Raw genomic sequence first — 16,772 nt, forward strand, 5'->3', positions numbered from 1 at the left:
GAGGGGAAAAGAGCATGGAACAAGTTGTAGATGGCAATCAGGCCGCTGCCTATATTGCCTATGCTTTTTCTGAGGCAGTTAGCCTTTTTCCGATCACCCCTTCTTCTAAAATGAGTGAACTGATAGAGGTTTGGTCGAAGCAGGATAAGCAAAATATTTTTGGCAATCCAGTGGAACCGCTAGTGATGGATTCAGAAGCGAACGTAGCTGGTTCACTGCACGGTCTTTTGAAAGCGGGAGTTTTAAGCAGCACCTTTACTTCGTCGCAAGGTCTTTTATTGATGATTCCAGGATTGTACAAATTGACAGGCGAGCTGTTGCCAGGAGTCATTCACGTGGCGGCGCGCTCTGTTTCCACCGCGGCTTTGAATATTCAGGGAGATCACAGTGATGTGATGGCGGTCAGACAAACTGGTGCCGCGATGCTTTCAGCCAGCAGTGTACAGGAAGCAGCGCTTTTTGCAGCGGTGGCTCACTTGGCTGCAATACGTGGGCGTTTACCCGTCATTCATTTCTTTGACGGTTTTGATACCAGCCATGAGCTGCGAAAAATACAATTACCTGATTACTCCGAATTAGCCGCCTGTATCGATCAGCAGGCAGTTCGTCTTTTTAAAAATCAGTCAGGCTCGAATTTTTCACCAAAGCTTAGTGGGACGGCTCAAGGTCCAGAGCTCCATTTTCAGCAGCAGGAGGCAGCTAATCTTTTCCAGCTTGCAATGAGTAAGGTGGTTGAAGACACGATCCAGCAGTTGAATCCGCTCTTTGGCACAAACTGTTCTTCAGTGGATTATTATGGCAGTTCAGCAGCAACGTCGGTCATTGTGCTGATGGGTTCAGTGAGCGCCTTAGCGAAGGAAGCGGTGGAGGAATGTTTAAACCATGATGAACAGGTGGGGTTACTGACTGTTCATTTGTATCGACCGTTTCCTAAACAACTTTTTTTAGAAAAACTACCGAAAAGTGTTCAGCAAATTGCAGTTTTGGATCGTACCAAAGAGCCTGGTTCTTCTGGGGAACCTTTACTGCTGGATGTTCAAAGAGTTATTTCAGAAGCAGACCGTTCCATCGAAGTAATCGGTGGAAGGTACGGCTTAGGCGGTAAGAAAACGACTGTGAATCAGCTGCTGGCGATTTTTTATGAGTTGAAAAAGGAGCACAAGAAATCAGAGTTTACGATTAGCATCAACGATGACGTGACGAAGCTTTCTTTAGCTCCTTGTGCGGTGGAGAGAAGCAAAAAAACTGATTTGACGAGTATTGAATTTTTAGGTGTCGGCTCAGATGGTACCTTATCTAGTGCAAAAGATTTCGTCCAGTTAATTGGGGCAGAAACTAGTTTGGACGTGAAGGCTGATTTTGTTTATCCAGCGACGAAGTCTCGCGGGTTCACCACTGCACGATTATTTTTCAGTCCACAGAAAATTGGCGGCATCGATGAAACCGAACCAGTCGATTATCTGGTTTGCCATGAACTAAGCTATTTGAATGATTTTAATCCACTAGAGAAAATAAAAACGAAAGGAACTTTGCTGCTGAATACTAGCTATCGCCAAGAAAACCTTACGCAGCATTTAAGCAACCAAGTAAAACGGACAGTCGCAAAAAAAGAATTGACGGTGTATTTGATTGATGCCAATCGGATTGCTCGTAGCTATCAGCTAGGGCCTAAAATTGCCCCATTAATGACAGCGAGCTTGCTGGAAAAGGGTGATTTTCAAGGAAAGTCAAGCTATCGAAAACGGATCGCTAAGCATTCTTTTATGCAGGATGAAGACTATTGCCAAGCGGTTTTTCAGGCGATGGATGCCGTCCTGGAAACTATAGATACCTTACTGGTGAATCCAAGCTGGCGAACCTTATCTGACGACACAATAAATTCAGTTAGCCCAAAGCGTTCCAAATTTCAACAGGAAATTATTGCTCCGATTCAAAGGCGTGGCGGGGATGAACTTTCCACCAGTGATTTACTGCTTAATGGAATGGCCGATGGCTCGATTCCGCTAGGCGGCAGCAGCTATTTGATAACGTCACCGGCGGAAGAAGTTCCTTGTTGGCAAGCAGAAACCTGTCGTCAGTGTAATATCTGTTCGACATTTTGTCCTCACGGTGCGATTCGCCCATTTGTAACTTGTTCAGAAAATCAAGGAACCTATAAGGGCAAACAGAATTTAGATTATCAAGTACTGATCAACCCTGAGAAATGTACCGGCTGCGGCTTATGTGTAGAGGCTTGCACGGCTAAAGCTTCTGGGACCTTAAAGATGAAGTCGTTGAGTCAGATAGAGTGGGATGCTGGAAAAAGGTTATGGGAAAAAAGTGAAACAGCTAACCAAAACAAGCAGCTTGTGACCGATAAACTAACCATTCGGGAAAGTCAATTTGTCGAGCCAGTACTTAAATATTCTGGGGCCTGTGCCGGCTGCGGAGAGACACCTTATGTAAAATTATTAACTCAATTGTTTGGAGAACGATTGAATATCGCAAATGCTACCGGCTGTTCCTCTATTTGGTCAGCCAGTGCTCCGTTTTCGGCTTTTCATTTAACTGAACAGCAAACCGGTCCAATCTGGTCCAGTTCACTTTTTGAAAATAATAGCGCCTTTGGTCTAGGTATGGAGCAAGGCTTCAAGCTTCGACACAAGCAGGCTTATCGTTTGCTGCAGGAAGTAGCAACTGCTGAAAACTATTCGGTGACTATTCGCCGGATGGCAGAGGACTTGGTTGCCTTGGAGGGGAAGAATCTGGCAGCTGTTCAACAATTTGCAGAATTAATTAAAAACGCCAAAGATGAGCGTTTGCAACGGCTTTATCAGCTGAAGGGTTCTCTAGTGAAGCAAACCCAGTGGCTGATTGGCGGTGATGGCTGGGCTTATGATATTGATTTTGGGGGACTAGATCATCTGATTTCCTGTGGTGCAGACTGCAACATTCTAATTTTAGATAATGAAGGCTATGCCAATACAGGTGGTCAACTGTCTAAAGGGACACCATTTGGGGCGAAGGTGAAATTTGCTTCTAAAGGAAACCGAAGACCGAAGAAAGACTTTGGCTTTTATGCGATGCAGTACGGTGAGGTTTTTGTTGCTCAAGTTTCTTTATTTTCACATCCTTCTCATACCCAAAAGGTTTTACAGGCAGCAGAGGCGTATCCTGGAACTTCAATTGTGATTGCTTACAGTCCTTGCACGATGAACAACAGCAGTTTATCTGCTGTCCAAAGCAGCAAAGAAGCAGTAAAAAGCGGCTATTGGCCATTGTTCACCTATTGCGACGGCCAAATGAAGCTCTATAGTAAAGCACCTAAGGCTGATTTATTCGCAGACTTCTTACAAAAACAACCGCGTTTTCAGCATTCAGAATTTACGCAGGCGGAAGTTGATAAAGTCTTTGTAGTAGCAAAACAACGTTACTTCAATTATCAGCTGTTAAAAGAACTTGGCAACAGGGCGAGTGGAAAGGAGGAGATGACTTGAACAGAGAATCTTTAGGAATGGTTGAGGTTCGAGGCTTGGTAGCGGCAATCGAAATTGCGGATGCGATGGTTAAAGCGGCCAATGTTTGTTTAGGCGAGCTGATTAAGACTAAGGGGAATGGTTGGATGACAGTGACGGTCTTCGGGGACGTCGGTGCAGTCAACGCTGCAGTTGATTGCGGCAAGCATTTAGCCGCTCAAAAAAGCAGTTTAATTTCCAGCAAAGTCATTCCACGACCGATTGACAATATTTTTATGGATAAAGCAGAGCCGGAAGTCGAAGAATCAGTTGAGGAACCAGCTAAAGAAGCGGTGATTGAAACCGCCGCAGAGCCAGCACAATCGGCTGAAACCGAGACGCCAGCAGAAAAAGCTGGGAACAGTAAAGAAACGGCCACGACTGAAAAATCGAAAAAAACAGAAAACAAACTGAAATCTGAGGAATCTGCAAAGAAGAACGCAGGAAAAAAAGCGAAAAAGTCGAAGTAATTTAGAGGAGGAAAAGCAATGAATGATGCATTAGGAATGGTAGAAACAAGAGGATTTATCGGAGCAGTTGAAGCAGCGGATGCCATGGTGAAATCAGCCAACGTTCAATTAGTCGGCTACCAACAAATTGGCTCCGGTTTAGTAACGGTATTAGTTAGAGGGGATGTTGGCGCTGTGAAATCAGCAACCGATGCTGGATCAGCAGCAGCATCCAATGTTGGTGAGGTAGTTTCAGTTCACGTCATTCCTAGACCCCACACTGATGTAGAAAGTATTTTACCTAAGCTGTAGCACAATTGAGGGCAGTTCTTGTCCTCAATAATGAATAGAAAGCTTCTATTTATTATTAAGGACAAGAAAGAAGGGATCTTTATGAGCCAGAATTTATTGACAGCCAATCACTTATTAACGGCTGTCAATCAAACCTTGAATCAACCTTGCAGCAAGCTGAGCGAAAATCAAAAGTTGAAGGCAGGTATTGACCTTGGAACCTCCTCGATTGTTTTAGTAGTTTTAGATGAAAGCAACGAGCCGATCGTCTGTTTATCGGAGGAAGCTGAAGTCATTAAGGACGGCCTGATCGTCAACTTTTCTGAAACAGTGCAGATTGTCAGACGGTTAAAACAGCAGGCAGAAGCTTGGCTAGAACGACCTTTGCTGTCGGCTGCCGGGGCCATTCCACCCCAAACCTTTGGGAACAATAAAAAGGCAGTAGGGCATGTCATTGAAGCTGCTGAAATAGAGGCCACTCAGATTTTTGACGAGCCGGAAGCCGCCGCAGCTGTTCTAAGGGTAGCCAATGGAGCAGTGATTGATATCGGTGGTGGAACCACTGGCATCAGTATTTTTGAAAAAGGCCGACCGGTTTATTCCGCAGATGAACCGACAGGCGGCCATCACATGAGTCTGGTTTTAGCCGGCAGTTATCAAGTGGACTTAGCACAAAGCGAGACGATTAAGCGCGATCCTGCTGGGCAAGCGCAAAATTTTCAAATCTTGCGGCCAGTGGTGGAAAAAATGGCGACGATTACCCATCGTTTTCTCATGGAGTATGGCAAGCCGGTGGAAAGTCTTTACTTAGTGGGGGGCGCAACCATGTTCCCTCAGTTTGAGAAAGTATTCGAAACAATTACTGGTGTTGAGACCTTCAAGCCAGTGCATCCGCGCTATGTAACGCCCACCGGTATTGCAATGTTAAGTCAATTATTTTAGAAAGAAGATGAGCCCATGTATATAGGAAAAGTAGTCGGAAATGTAGTATCTACCAAAAAGGAAGAGTCCTTAACAGGCTATAAACTAATGATTGTTGAGCGGATTCAGCGAAGCAATCAAGAAAAGCTGGAAGAGATTGTTGCCGTCGATCTTGTAGGAGCCGGTCGGGGAGAATTTGTGCTGATCGTCAAAGGCAGCTCAGCTCGTATGGCTGCAAAAAATCAGGAAGCGCCAATTGATGCTACTATTGTGGGTATTATTGACACTTTTGACGACTAAAAGGGAGCGAAACATATATGAATTATTTAACCTCTGAATCAGTCACTCAAGGCCATCCTGATAAGCTTTGTGATCAAATTTCTGATCATCTTTTGGATGCTTTTTTAGCTAGTGATCCGCACTCCCGTGTTGCCATTGAATGTATGATTTCCAATAATTTACTGGTAATAGCCGGTGAGGTTACCAGCCAGTCAAAGGTGAATGTGGAGGCAATCGCTAGGAAAGTATTGTCCGAGGTGGGATATACGAGCCAGCAAATCGGTATTGACGCAGAAAAATGTATTGTTTTAACCAATCTTCACCAACAATCTCCTGACATTAGTCAAGGTGTCAGCCAAATGACTGGTGACATTGGGGCTGGTGATCAAGGCAGTGTCTACGGGTATGCTTGTGATGATACGGATGATCTTATGCCTTTGCCAATCCATTTAGCTCATGAAATAGTCAAGCAATTGGATACTTTGCGTCAAAATGGACAGCTGCCCTTTTTACTGCCGGATGGGAAAGCCCAGGTGACATTCCTTTACGATGAGAATCGGCAACCCCTTAGGATTTCAGATGTGGTGCTTTCAGCGCAGCATAAAGAAGACATTTCTATAGATGATTTGCGGAGTCAACTAAAGACTAAGATCATTCAACCAGTTCTACCACCGCACTTATTAACCACAAAAACACGCTATTTAATTAATCCTACTGGGCGGTTTGTTGTGGGTGGGCCGTTCGGCGATACTGGACTTACTGGACGAAAGATTGTAGTGGATACATACGGCGGTATAATCCCTCATGGGGGAGGTGCCTTTTCTGGGAAGGATGGTACTAAGGTAGATCGTTCAGGTGCTTACATGGCGCGCTATATTGCGAAAAACATTGTTGCTGCTGGGCTTGCCCAGCGTTGCCAGGTAGCTTTATCCTATGCAATTGGCTATGAAGAGCCAGTGGCAATTGATCTTGAGACCTTTGGAACGAATAGAGTCTCAGAGGCCGATCTAAAACTTGCTGTGCTGAAAACCTTCGATCTGTCACCAAAAGGAATAATCGAAATGCTGCAATTGAATCAGCCGATATTTAAACAAACTTCGGTGTATGGTCATTTTAATCGTTTCGGCGGATTTACCTGGGAGAAAGTGGATCAGGTAGAAAGATTGAAGTTTTTGGTGATGAGGAGTTATTGATAGCATTATTAATAATTTATGATCAACCACAGAAATTCAGACTTATAAAGACTGAACACATTTGTGTTCGGGTATATAATGTAAGTGTAGAGGAGGCGGCAACATGGCAACAATAACAGTACGTGCAAGTGAAGAAGAGAAAGATTTTTTTAGTTCAAATGGCAGAATTTGAAGGAAAAAGTCTCTCTGAGTTACTAAAATCCAAAACACTAGAATCTTTAGAAGATGCATATGATGCCCAAGTAAGTAACTTAGGTGACTTAGCTGACAAGGAATACCTAGAGGCCCCAGTTTCGAGACCATTGGAAATAACTAAAAAATTTCATAAACAGATAAAGAAGATGGATCGATTTGCAGCAAAAATCATTCTAATGTGGTTATCTAAATACTTAGAAGGATGTGAGGATGCGAAAGTTTTTGGTAAAGAGCTTGTCGGAAATTATGCCGGGAAGTTACGCTATAAAGTCGGGGATTATCGCGTAATCTGTACACTTGATAATCAAAAGTTAATTGTTTTAGCATTAGAGCTGGGTCATCGGCGTGAAGTCCACAAGAAACAAAGAATCACTCTAGCCAAACATTCTTATTTTGCATTAAATTAAACGAAACCTTCTTATAAGGGAGTGAAACCCTTGCATGAAGGTTTTTATCTTTACATAAAAAACTGCAACAGCTGTTCACAAATAACTGTTGCAGCTCAGTATTTAGAGTCAGTGACGAGCAAGTTTCTTTCTCCAAGTAATCAGCCCAGCGGAAATGACGAATACCATTCCGATTACAGTCAGGTATACTGTATGTTGTTCGCCAGTTTTTGGATATTGTTTTTGTGTGGATGTTTGCTGATCGACTGTGAGGTCAGCTTTTTTAGGTGTGTCAGCTGTTTGATTACTGTTTGTTGCTATATTTGTTATCTCATCAGGCTTTTTAGGGCCGTTATCAATTGGCGCGTTGCCTACAGGAGCTGCCTGAATCCAGTTGACGAATCCAGAGAATAGATTGCCATTTATAGAAGCTATCCTTTCTTGGTCAGGAGCAATAAAGTTTAGGATATGCACCAATTCCTCTTTGGAAAGATGACTAAGTTCAACAAATCCATTGCCTTTAGGGTAAAGAGCCTGAATGTAATCGTACAATTGATCAATATTCTGAATTAGTTCGTCGGTCGTTTTATATTGGCTAGGGTTGAAAGCTAAAACCTTCTCAACTTTTTCAGGAGAGATCACATTTTCTTTGTAAGCCTTGCGCAATACTCTGACGTAGCTGCCGAAATCCATTCCAGTGATGTCGTAATTGTAACGTTCAAAAATTTTCCATGCAGTGCTCAGTTGCTGATCCGTGTAATTGTCCAATTCAACTTGACTGATTCCATAAGCATTATCTTTCAAATGATCACGAATAACCGCCGGCGTGTATTCTTTTTCCTTTTCTGTTTCAGTTTCTTTTGTTTCTACTTCATTAATCTTGGTTTCAAGTGATTCGGATTGCTTCGTTCCTTCAGTTTCTTGGGATTCTTTTGTTTCGGTCTCAGCATTCTTCGTTTCAGAAGAATTGATGGTAACTTCTGGTTCAAGTCCCTCAATTTTTGCTTCAGTATCCTTAACGACCGTACTAGGGTCGATCGTTTCTTCCGCTGCAGGAATACTTTCAAGCGTCTGTTCTTGGGTAGCTGCAGTTGGATTAGGGACGGATTCGGTCGTTTCAGCGAACGCTGTAAGGGGGAAGGTCAAGGCCAACAAACTGAATAAAGCAAATTTTTTCATCTAAATCACTCCTTGTAATCTTTTTGTAATATTATTGTAACACAAGAAATCTATTTGTAAAATAGAAAGTTTAATCTTTTCAATCTTTTTTTGCTGACTGTCTTTTGAAAGATTGTTTAGGTTTAAAAACGACTTTCGTGCTTTTTAATGTTAGATTGGTTTTATGAAACATGAATTAATCTTAATTATTACGTCAAAGTCTATTTTTGAGAATAATCCATCCTATAAAACTCATTTGTAAAAAACTGCCAAACTAGCCGGAAATTGAACCATTAAGGAAATTCCATCATCCACTCCCACCAATCTGATATACTAAACTCAGAAAAAATAGGAGGTGTCTCACAATGGAAAAAGACGACGGAAGCTCTTTAGGGATAGGAATCTCCTTAGGGCTGATCTATGGGCTCGTTTTCGATAATCTGGCACTGGGATTGGCATTAGGTGTCGCACTTGGCAGTGCAGGCGTATTTGTTCGTAAGAAGAAAAAGAAGTAATCAAAAGATTGTGTTATTAGTCTAAAAAAGCGTCTGCTTACGGCCAGATGCTTTTTTGAGTTGACAACTGATATGTACTGTTATACACTGTTTACAAAGAGAGGAATTGGCCATGAAACTTATTATTCAGCACTCATCGATGATCCCAATCTATGAACAGTTGGTTGAGCAGATCAAAGGGGCAATCATTCAGGGGACTCTGAATGAAAATGATCCGCTGCCTTCGGTGAGAGCTTTAGCAAAAGAATTAAAAATCAGTGCTTTGACTGTTAAAAAAGCTTATGATGCATTGGATCAAGAGGGGATGATCCAAACGGTTCATGGCAAAGGCAGCTTCGTCAGCGGGGTTAATCCGTCGATAAAATGGGAGGAACAGGTCAAGTCGATCCAAGAAGAGCTGGAATTAATTGTCGCAAAAGCCAAAAGAATCGGTATCAGTGAAGGTGAGCTGTTGGAACTGGTGCAGCTGATATTGGAGGAATCATAATGCTTACACTAAAAAATGTAAAAAAAACGTATCGAGAGTTTCAATTGGATTGTTCATTGGAGATTTTACCGGGACAAATCATTGGTTTAGTTGGTCGCAACGGGGCGGGCAAAAGTACGACATTCAAAGCAGCACTGGGACTGATCTCCTATGAGTCTGGGGAGATCCAACTGTTTGGCAAGCCGATTGAAAAATTGAAGGATCATGACCGACAGAAATTAGGGATTTCTTTAGCGGAATCCGGCTTCAGCGAATTTCTAATGATTAAGGATATTATTCCAATGCTCAACACGTTTTATACCCATTTCCAGAAGGAATTCTTTGTAGACAAATGTACGGCTTTTCAATTGCCCTTTGATAAACCGATCAAAGAATTTTCTACAGGAATGAAAGCACGGCTCAAGGTCTTAGTGGCGATTAGTCACCATGCATCATTGTTGATTTTAGACGAACCCACTGCGGGGTTGGATGTGGTCGCAAGGGATGAGATCTTAAACTTGTTGCAGGATTATCTTGAAAAGGATGAGACTCGTAGTATTTTGATCAGCTCACATATTTCGAAGGATTTGGAGCAGCTTTGCGATACCTTGTACTTTATTGACCAGGGAAAAATTATTTTGAAGGAAGACACAGATGTTTTGCTGGATCAGTACGGTGTTGTGAAGGTGACAGCTGAACAGTTTCTTTGGATGGAGAAAGAATACATCATTGCACTGATTTCAACAAGCTTTGGTTATCAATGTTTGACAGATCAACGAGAGTTTTATCGCGAGAATCATCCTGATTATGTTGTGGAAAAAGCAAATATTGATGAAATCGTACGCATGGTTATGGGAGGGGAGAAACATGAAGGGTTTGTATATTAAGGATATTCGAATGTTGATGAAGCACAAGCTCCTTTTTCTAGCGATGATTAGTTTGACTGTCATCAATTCATTGAATTTGGAGAATGCAGCGATCGTTCCTAGCTTGATGCTTTTCTTTTTCACATCACTGGCCTTTACAACGATTACTTATGACGAGATGGATCACGGGATGACCTTCCTATTCACATTACCGATTTCACGAAAAAAATATGTAATTGAGAAATATGGATTGTCATTCGTGATTTGCTTGATTGCTGTCGGGCTCTCATTTTTCTTGGTTAGCACTATGTGTTGGGTGCAAGGAGAGACCTTAAACATGTCCTTGTTTTTTCTTACATTGGTTTTGCTATTTATCGTAGGGATGCTCTACATTAGTTTGATGCTTCCGATTTACCTGAAGTTTGGGGGAGACAAGAGCCGACTGATCATGATTGCGGTGATGGGCGTCATTTTCTTTTTCAGTTTCTTAGGCGGAAATTTGATTGATGTTTTAAACCTTGATTTCACTGGAGTGCTGCAAAAACTGATTCAGACTCCCGCTGAACGACTAGTAGGAATCAGCGGTCTGATCACGCTTTTCATTTTATTCCTTTCTTTCAAATTATCCGTTCGAATCATCCAACGTAAAGAGTTATAATGGCTGTACGATTTGACTGAAAAGGAAAGAACGCAGCTAGCAGAAATACTCACCGCTCCGTTTGAAAAGAAATACGAATCAGGAGGCATTTAAGATTCCGATCACTTTGGATGGCTAGTCAGTAGATCGCCAGTTGTTGGAGACTTTATAGGCGTCTTGCAAATTCCATCCATACAAAACGCTGTGCCTAGGACAGTCACTAATTTTTTTGCCACCCAGAAGTTCTACAAGAAACAAGCGTTCGTGAAGTGTACGATGGCTGATTTACTAGGGGACTAAGAAGTCATCGCCGTTGACAATGTCTTTTTCAAAAAGAATTTAGCGGAATAATGAGGAATGAACAAACAGCTGGAGAATTCTGGCTGTTTTTTTCTGTTTTCTTTTCCTAGGGCTTGACTTAAACTAAGGGTGAAGTGATATAGTAAGCGAATTGGCGCAAGGAGATTTTACATAGAACGGAGTTGGACAGATGTCCATTTTTAGAAAACTGAGATGGTTTTTCATCCAAGAGAAAAAAAGGTACATGATCGGTGTCGCAGGGTTGATTATCGTGGCGATCTTCCAAGTGTTTCCGCCGAGAATCATCGGGATCATCATTGATGAGATCGACACGTCGACGGTCAATTTTCAACGAATTGCGTTGTGGGTCAGTCTATTGATTGGCTCAGGTGCGGCCCAATATGTGTTTCGTTATATTTGGCGGACCAATATTTGGGGCGGTGCAGCCCTATTGGAAAAACATCTGCGTCAGCGGTTGTTCAATCATTTTACTAAGATGGATGCGGTCTTTTATCAGGAGCATCGCACGGGAGATTTGATGGCTCATGCGACCAATGACTTGACGGCGATCCAAAACGTTGCTGGGTCAGGGATCTTGACTTTTGCGGATTCATTTATCACAGGGGGAGCCACGGTGGTTGCGATGATTTTGTTCGTGGATTGGCGGCTGACCTTGATCGCGTTGCTTCCGCTTCCGCTTTTGGCCTTGATGTCGAAGATTTTAGGAGAAAAGCTGCACGATGCCTTTCGCGATGCGCAGGAATCCTTTTCACGGATTAATGACAAAGCCCAAGAAAGCATTACTGGGATGAAAGTACTGAAAACATTTGGCTTGGAGCAAGCGGATGTGCAGGACTTTGGAAAAAAGATCGACTATGCGATCGCCAAAAACAAGCGGGTCAATTTTTTGGATGCGCTGTTTGATCCGATGATTACGATTATCGTCGGTTTTTCCTATGTCGCGGCGATTGTTGTGGGCGGAATGTTCATCATGCGGGGCATCTTGTCGATCGGACAATTGGTTTCCTTCATCAGCTACATCGCGATGCTGATCTGGCCGATGTTTGCGATCGGTCGTTTGTTCAACGTGCTGGAGCGGGGAAATGCCAGCTATGATCGGGTCGCCGAATTGCTTGGCAAGCAGACCGCGATCGTCGAAAAAGCCGAGTCTATTCAAGAGTCGGCAAAAGGCGAATTAGCTTTTGCGATCGATACTTTTCAGTATCCAGACGAGCCAACGCCGATTTTACAAAACGTTGCTTTTGAAATGAAGGATGGACAAACCATCGGTATCGTCGGGAAGACGGGGGCAGGGAAAACCACGATGCTGAAGTTATTGATGCGAGAATACGATGATTATCGCGGGTCGATCGTTTTTGGTGGTCATGATATTAAGGATTATTCATTACATGCTTTGCTGGATTCGATCGGCTATATCCCACAAGATCATTTTTTGTTTTCCACTACGATCCTGGAAAATATCCGGTTTGCTGATCCCACATTGCCACAGGAAACGGTTGAACACGCTGCTGCACTTGCAGCTATTGATCAAGACATTCGTGAGATGCCTAATGGCTATGACACCTTAGTCGGTGAACGAGGCGTTTCTCTTTCAGGTGGGCAAAAACAACGGATCTCGATTGCTCGTGCCTTGATCGTTCAGCCGGAGCTGTTGATTTTAGATGATGCATTGTCTGCAGTGGATGCGAAGACTGAAGAGGCTATTTTGTCGAATATTCGCAGCTCGCGCAGTGGAAAAAGCACGATTATCGCGGCCCATCGGTTGAGTAGTGTCATGCATGCTGACGAAATCCTTGTTTTGGATCAAGGGGAAATCATCGAACGAGGAACGCATGACGAGTTGCTGAAGCAGCATGGGTGGTACCAGCGTATGTGGGAGCGGCAGCAGCTGGAAGCCAAAATTGAAGGAGGAGAGAGCTGATGGAAAAGAAAGTGATCAATCAAACGATCCCGCTCAAGGAACAACTATCGATTGTTAAGCAGCTATTTGCCTTTGCTCGTCCTTTTTACCCGATGTTTCTTGGCGCAATCGGTTTTGCTTTGCTTTTGTCGATCACGAATGTCTTGCTGCCGCGAGTGATCCAGACTTTTATTGACAATTATTTGACCAATCAATCCGCCACGATGCAAATTATTTTCGGGTTCGCGGGGCTGTATTTTTTAGGAACGGTAATTAAAGCGGTCGTTCAGTTTTTCCAAAGCTATCTATACTCGATTGCTTCATTGAAGACGTTTCAGCACATTCGTTTCCGGTTGTTTGAAAAGCTGCACACATTAGGCATGCGGTATTTTGATCGTGTGCCAGCAGGGTCAACTGTTTCACGAGTGACCAACGATACTGAGTCGTTGTTTGAATTTTGGCAGGTGTTTTTAATGGTCGCAACGGGGATTTTTGCGGTGACTTCGTCTTTTCTAGGGATGTTCCAGATCAATCGCAAAATTGCCCTGATAAACCTGTTGTTTTTACCAATTTTGCTAGTTGTGGTGGCAACCTATCAAAAATTCAGTTCGCGAACCTACCGCCAAATGCGAGAGCGTCTGAGTCAGCTGAATACGAAGATCAACGAGTCGATCTCTGGAATGCAGATTATTCAGCAGTTCAAACAGGAACAGCGGTTGAGTCAGGAATTTGAGGACATTAATCAAGAATATTTGAAAACCAGATTGGCGATGGTCAAAATCAATTCGTTGCTGTTGGCACCGATTATCAACTTATTGTACATTCTGGCTGTGGCGATGGCATTGACCTTGTTTGGGATCGAAGCAACGATTACGCCGCTGGAGGTCGGGCTGGTTTATGCGTTCACGAGTTATGTTCAAGCCTTTTTCAACCCAATGACTCGGATGATGGATTACTTGAGTGTCTTTTCGGATGGTTTGGTGGCTGGCGGCCGGATCTTGGCAATTATGGATGAGCAAGAACTGGCACCAGCCCAACACCCAGATGCCAACAAGGTGATTACGGAAGGCAAGATTGAGTTTCGCGATGTCAGCTTCTCTTATGACGGCGAACACCGTGTGTTAAAGAACATCTCCTTTACCGTCAATCCTGGGGAAACCGTGGCGTTGGTTGGACATACTGGAAGTGGAAAAAGTTCGATCATCAATGTGTTGATGCGGTTTTATGAATTTTACGAAGGTCAAATTTTGATCGATGGTTTTGATATTCGGGAGTTTCCAATGGTGGAATTGCGCGATAAACTAGGTCTCGTATTGCAAGATGCTTTCATGTTTTATGGCAATGTGGCCGACAACATTCGCATGTTTAATCGCCAGCTGAGCGAAGAACAGATCGAGGCAGCTGCGACCTTTGTTCAGGCGGATGACTTTATTCAAAAATTACCGGGCGGGTATCAAGCCAAGGTGGTCGAACATGGTGCAGGCTTCTCTAGTGGACAAAAGCAGCTGCTTTCCTTTGCCCGCACGATGGTGACCGAGCCTAAAATCCTCGTGTTGGATGAAGCCACTGCCAATATTGATTCAGAAACAGAAGGATTGATTCAGGAAGGATTGGCAAGAATGCAGGAGGGACGGACGACAGTGGCGATCGCCCATCGGTTATCGACAATCAAAAATGCCGACTTGATTCTAGTATTGGACAAAGGCCGGATCGTAGAACGAGGAAACCACGATGAACTGCTGCAGCAGGAAGGACTTTATGCGGATATGTATCGACTTCAGGCTATGAATCATTAATCGAAAAAATCACCGTTTGCCCTATCTCTATAGCGGCAGACGGTGATTTTTAGTTTTTCTTCAAACGCTCGGTGATTGAAACCAGGTCGTTTAGTTCAGAAGTACTGAGCGGTTCAAATTCTTTTTTGTTGTAAAGCATCAATTCATAACAGTCAATGAAAGAAATGAACCTGCCAGTAAACAAAGATTCAGCCGCCTCAACTCTTTTTCCGTATGCTCGTAAGGTTTCAGAAGGCTGGCGCGGAATGCTTTTTTCTACTTGTTTTAAAATCAACGGATAGATTCTGCGTGCCGGTTCCTTGGAAAAACGGTTGAACCAGCTGATTTGAAGGCTCAGCAGGTAGCGTCTGCCAACAAAGAACCCGGCAGCAATCACGCCGGCAAGTGCAAGCAGCACAGTCAACGTGCGATTTTCCGGTGATCTCTGATCCGTTTCCTGATCTGCAGATTGTTCTTCAAAACTTGATTCTGCTGCTTCACTGGAAATCGTATCTTGATCCACCTCATCTGTGCTTTCTTCAGCTGTGTCTGCTGGTGCAGAGCTGTTTTCCGTTGAAGGTCGGTCCGGGTTAGAAAAGCTGGGAGTCGGTTCAAACGGCAGCCAGCCATAACTATCAAAATAGACTTCCACCCAAGAGTGAGCGTGTTGGTTTCGAACAGTGTACACCGTCGTATCACTATCGACCTGTCCAGCGTCGCCTGGGGCGAAGCCTTTCGTCCAACGGGCAGGAATCCCGACTGAACGCAGCAAAACGACCATCGCCGTTGAGAAATTGTCACAATAACCGACCTGCGAGTCAAACAGAAAGTGGTCGACATAATCCTGATTTTCCGGTGGAAAATCCGTATCAACTTTGGAATAACGCAGATCGCTGTTGTTTTTCAAATGGTTCTCGATCGCAGTAACTTTGCCAAGCATCGTTTCTTCATTGGCCGTCAGACTCTCAGCTAAATCTCTAATTCTTGCTGGCAATTCATTCGGCAGCTGCAAGTAATCGACTTGACTTTCTAGCGGCAGCTGCGGCTGGATCATTGCTAAATCGCTTAACTGATAGTCAGGAGTCGACCACTGATTTAAGATCTCCTTTTCACCGTTGTTGGAGTCGATGAAGTTGACCCTGCCTGTTTCTTCCAAAAAGACAAAACCAGTCGTACCTTCTGTTGCTTGGACGATGCTCCGACCATAAGGGAGCGGTACGTAGATCCCATGATTGAAAAAATGAACAGTGCTTTCCTCGGGTTCACTGAAGGCATGCTGATAAAAGGTTGTACCGTGTTCCAATGGGCTGCGGCGACTAAATTGCGATTGCTCCGGTGCTGTGTTTTCCCAACCCCTTCCAGAATAGAAATCTTTGCTTTCGACTCGCCAATAGCTGGATCGCTGCTGGGTCGCCTCGAATAAAATGGTGTTGTCGTCCAATAAAGGACCGCCCAATTGCCCGTCATTTTCACTAAATCCAGTGCGAGACGGCCCGGAAGGAGTCACATGCTGCAGCGCCTGGTAAAATCCCCGGGCATTCAAGGCATTGCGTACGGGAGCCGACCAGTTCGTCAGCGTGGTGCGAATTCCTGTGCTGGGGGCGTAAAAGGCCAGCACTCCTAGTAGGACAAGAACTACGGAAAGGCCGATCAGCCATTTGCCAGCAAGCAGCTGTTGGCGTTTAAACAGCAGGGATAGAATTCCACAGCCAAACACTACGACGAGCGGCAGGCTCAAATCAACGGTATTAAACACATTCAGCACTAGCAAATAGCTGATCAGCAGGAGATAAGCAAAATAAAAGCGTTCAAACTGAATCATCATGACGGCTAAAAGAATTACCAGTAAAAAAAGCAGGGGAAAAGCTACGATTGTACCGACCCCCAAAAGTTAGACCAAAAATCTAATATTTTGGGGGTCGATTT

15 protein-coding genes are annotated in these 16,772 nt (G+C 43.8%); 13 read left to right on the forward strand and 2 right to left on the reverse strand.

Annotated features, from left to right (window positions below; translation table 11 throughout):
* Positions 1 to 14 precede the first annotated feature (14 nt).
* The 7 genes from nifJ to NRIC_RS04995 all read left to right on the forward strand — a co-directional run bounded on the left by nifJ (position 15) and on the right by NRIC_RS04995 (position 7,229).
* Positions 15 to 3,476, forward strand: a complete 3,462-nt coding sequence (nifJ, locus tag NRIC_RS04965) for a pyruvate:ferredoxin (flavodoxin) oxidoreductase (protein ID WP_146621605.1) — start codon at positions 15 to 17, stop codon at positions 3,474 to 3,476.
* Positions 3,473 to 3,964: a BMC domain-containing protein gene (locus NRIC_RS19775; protein ID WP_307720537.1), complete on the forward strand. Its 492-nt coding sequence runs from the start codon at positions 3,473 to 3,475 to the stop codon at positions 3,962 to 3,964. Before nifJ ends, NRIC_RS19775 begins: the two co-directional genes overlap by 4 nt.
* 18 nt (positions 3,965 to 3,982) lie before the next feature.
* Complete coding sequence (pduA, locus tag NRIC_RS04975; protein ID WP_146621606.1) at positions 3,983 to 4,255, forward strand: propanediol utilization microcompartment protein PduA; 273 nt, start codon at positions 3,983 to 3,985, stop codon at positions 4,253 to 4,255.
* 81 nt (positions 4,256 to 4,336) lie between these two features.
* Positions 4,337 to 5,176, forward strand: coding sequence for an ethanolamine utilization protein EutJ (gene eutJ, locus NRIC_RS04980; protein WP_146621607.1), 840 nt, complete (start codon positions 4,337 to 4,339; stop codon positions 5,174 to 5,176).
* A 15-nt stretch (positions 5,177 to 5,191) separates the two neighbouring features.
* Positions 5,192 to 5,455 carry a EutN/CcmL family microcompartment protein gene (locus NRIC_RS04985; protein ID WP_146621608.1) on the forward strand — a complete coding sequence of 88 codons (264 nt, stop codon included), beginning with the start codon at positions 5,192 to 5,194 and terminating at the stop codon, positions 5,453 to 5,455.
* A 17-nt stretch (positions 5,456 to 5,472) separates the two neighbouring features.
* Positions 5,473 to 6,627 carry a methionine adenosyltransferase gene (gene metK / locus NRIC_RS04990; RefSeq protein ID WP_146621609.1) on the forward strand — a complete coding sequence of 385 codons (1,155 nt, stop codon included), beginning with the start codon at positions 5,473 to 5,475 and terminating at the stop codon, positions 6,625 to 6,627.
* A gap of 128 nt (positions 6,628 to 6,755) precedes the next feature.
* Complete coding sequence (locus NRIC_RS04995; protein WP_227873739.1) at positions 6,756 to 7,229, forward strand: type II toxin-antitoxin system RelE/ParE family toxin; 474 nt, start codon at positions 6,756 to 6,758, stop codon at positions 7,227 to 7,229.
* 108 nt (positions 7,230 to 7,337) lie between these two features.
* Here NRIC_RS04995 and NRIC_RS05000 read toward each other — a convergent pair whose 3' ends face one another.
* On the reverse strand, positions 7,338 to 8,387 hold the full coding sequence (locus NRIC_RS05000; RefSeq protein ID WP_146621610.1) for an LPXTG cell wall anchor domain-containing protein: 1,050 nt from the start codon (positions 8,385 to 8,387) through the stop codon (positions 7,338 to 7,340).
* Positions 8,388 to 8,731: 344 nt separating this feature from the next.
* Here NRIC_RS05000 and NRIC_RS19230 point away from each other — a divergent pair, with 344 nt between their 5' ends.
* The 6 genes from NRIC_RS19230 to NRIC_RS05025 all read left to right on the forward strand — a co-directional run bounded on the left by NRIC_RS19230 (position 8,732) and on the right by NRIC_RS05025 (position 14,867).
* Positions 8,732 to 8,881, forward strand: coding sequence for a glycine zipper domain-containing protein (locus tag NRIC_RS19230; RefSeq protein ID WP_175580006.1), 150 nt, complete (start codon positions 8,732 to 8,734; stop codon positions 8,879 to 8,881).
* 112 nt (positions 8,882 to 8,993) lie between these two features.
* Positions 8,994 to 9,368 carry a GntR family transcriptional regulator gene (locus NRIC_RS05005; RefSeq protein ID WP_146621611.1) on the forward strand — a complete coding sequence of 125 codons (375 nt, stop codon included), beginning with the start codon at positions 8,994 to 8,996 and terminating at the stop codon, positions 9,366 to 9,368.
* Positions 9,368 to 10,234: an ABC transporter ATP-binding protein gene (locus tag NRIC_RS05010; RefSeq protein WP_146621612.1), complete on the forward strand. Its 867-nt coding sequence runs from the start codon at positions 9,368 to 9,370 to the stop codon at positions 10,232 to 10,234. The genes NRIC_RS05005 and NRIC_RS05010 overlap by 1 nt, the downstream gene beginning before the upstream one ends.
* Positions 10,215 to 10,871, forward strand: a complete 657-nt coding sequence (locus NRIC_RS05015) for an ABC-2 transporter permease (protein ID WP_146621613.1) — start codon at positions 10,215 to 10,217, stop codon at positions 10,869 to 10,871. Before NRIC_RS05010 ends, NRIC_RS05015 begins: the two co-directional genes overlap by 20 nt.
* A gap of 469 nt (positions 10,872 to 11,340) precedes the next feature.
* Positions 11,341 to 13,092: an ABC transporter ATP-binding protein gene (locus NRIC_RS05020; RefSeq protein ID WP_146621614.1), complete on the forward strand. Its 1,752-nt coding sequence runs from the start codon at positions 11,341 to 11,343 to the stop codon at positions 13,090 to 13,092.
* Positions 13,092 to 14,867 carry an ABC transporter ATP-binding protein gene (locus NRIC_RS05025; protein WP_146621615.1) on the forward strand — a complete coding sequence of 592 codons (1,776 nt, stop codon included), beginning with the start codon at positions 13,092 to 13,094 and terminating at the stop codon, positions 14,865 to 14,867. The genes NRIC_RS05020 and NRIC_RS05025 overlap by 1 nt, the downstream gene beginning before the upstream one ends.
* A gap of 49 nt (positions 14,868 to 14,916) precedes the next feature.
* Here NRIC_RS05025 and NRIC_RS05030 read toward each other — a convergent pair whose 3' ends face one another.
* A complete protein-coding gene (locus NRIC_RS05030; RefSeq protein ID WP_146621616.1) occupies positions 14,917 to 16,734 on the reverse strand; it encodes a transglutaminase-like domain-containing protein in 1,818 nt (605 codons plus the stop codon).
* Positions 16,735 to 16,772 lie beyond the last annotated feature (38 nt).

Source organism: Enterococcus florum (assembly GCF_004309355.1).
GTDB lineage: Bacteria > Bacillota > Bacilli > Lactobacillales > Enterococcaceae > Enterococcus_A > Enterococcus_A florum.

Bases quoted from the DNA above. Each gene is read 5' to 3' on its own strand.
- nifJ (WP_146621605.1), top strand. From the start codon at position 15: ATGGAACAAGTTGTAGATGGCAATCAGGCCGCTGCCTATATTGCCTAT.
- pduA (WP_146621606.1), top strand. From the start codon at position 3,983: ATGAATGATGCATTAGGAATGGTAGAAACAAGAGGATTTATCGGAGCA.
- eutJ (WP_146621607.1), top strand. From the start codon at position 4,337: ATGAGCCAGAATTTATTGACAGCCAATCACTTATTAACGGCTGTCAAT.
- NRIC_RS04985 (WP_146621608.1), top strand. From the start codon at position 5,192: ATGTATATAGGAAAAGTAGTCGGAAATGTAGTATCTACCAAAAAGGAA.
- metK (WP_146621609.1), top strand. From the start codon at position 5,473: ATGAATTATTTAACCTCTGAATCAGTCACTCAAGGCCATCCTGATAAG.
- NRIC_RS05000 (WP_146621610.1), bottom strand. From the start codon at position 8,387: ATGAAAAAATTTGCTTTATTCAGTTTGTTGGCCTTGACCTTCCCCCTT.
- NRIC_RS19230 (WP_175580006.1), top strand. From the start codon at position 8,732: ATGGAAAAAGACGACGGAAGCTCTTTAGGGATAGGAATCTCCTTAGGG.
- NRIC_RS05005 (WP_146621611.1), top strand. From the start codon at position 8,994: ATGAAACTTATTATTCAGCACTCATCGATGATCCCAATCTATGAACAG.
- NRIC_RS05010 (WP_146621612.1), top strand. From the start codon at position 9,368: ATGCTTACACTAAAAAATGTAAAAAAAACGTATCGAGAGTTTCAATTG.
- NRIC_RS05015 (WP_146621613.1), top strand. From the start codon at position 10,215: ATGAAGGGTTTGTATATTAAGGATATTCGAATGTTGATGAAGCACAAG.
- NRIC_RS05020 (WP_146621614.1), top strand. From the start codon at position 11,341: ATGTCCATTTTTAGAAAACTGAGATGGTTTTTCATCCAAGAGAAAAAA.
- NRIC_RS05025 (WP_146621615.1), top strand. From the start codon at position 13,092: ATGGAAAAGAAAGTGATCAATCAAACGATCCCGCTCAAGGAACAACTA.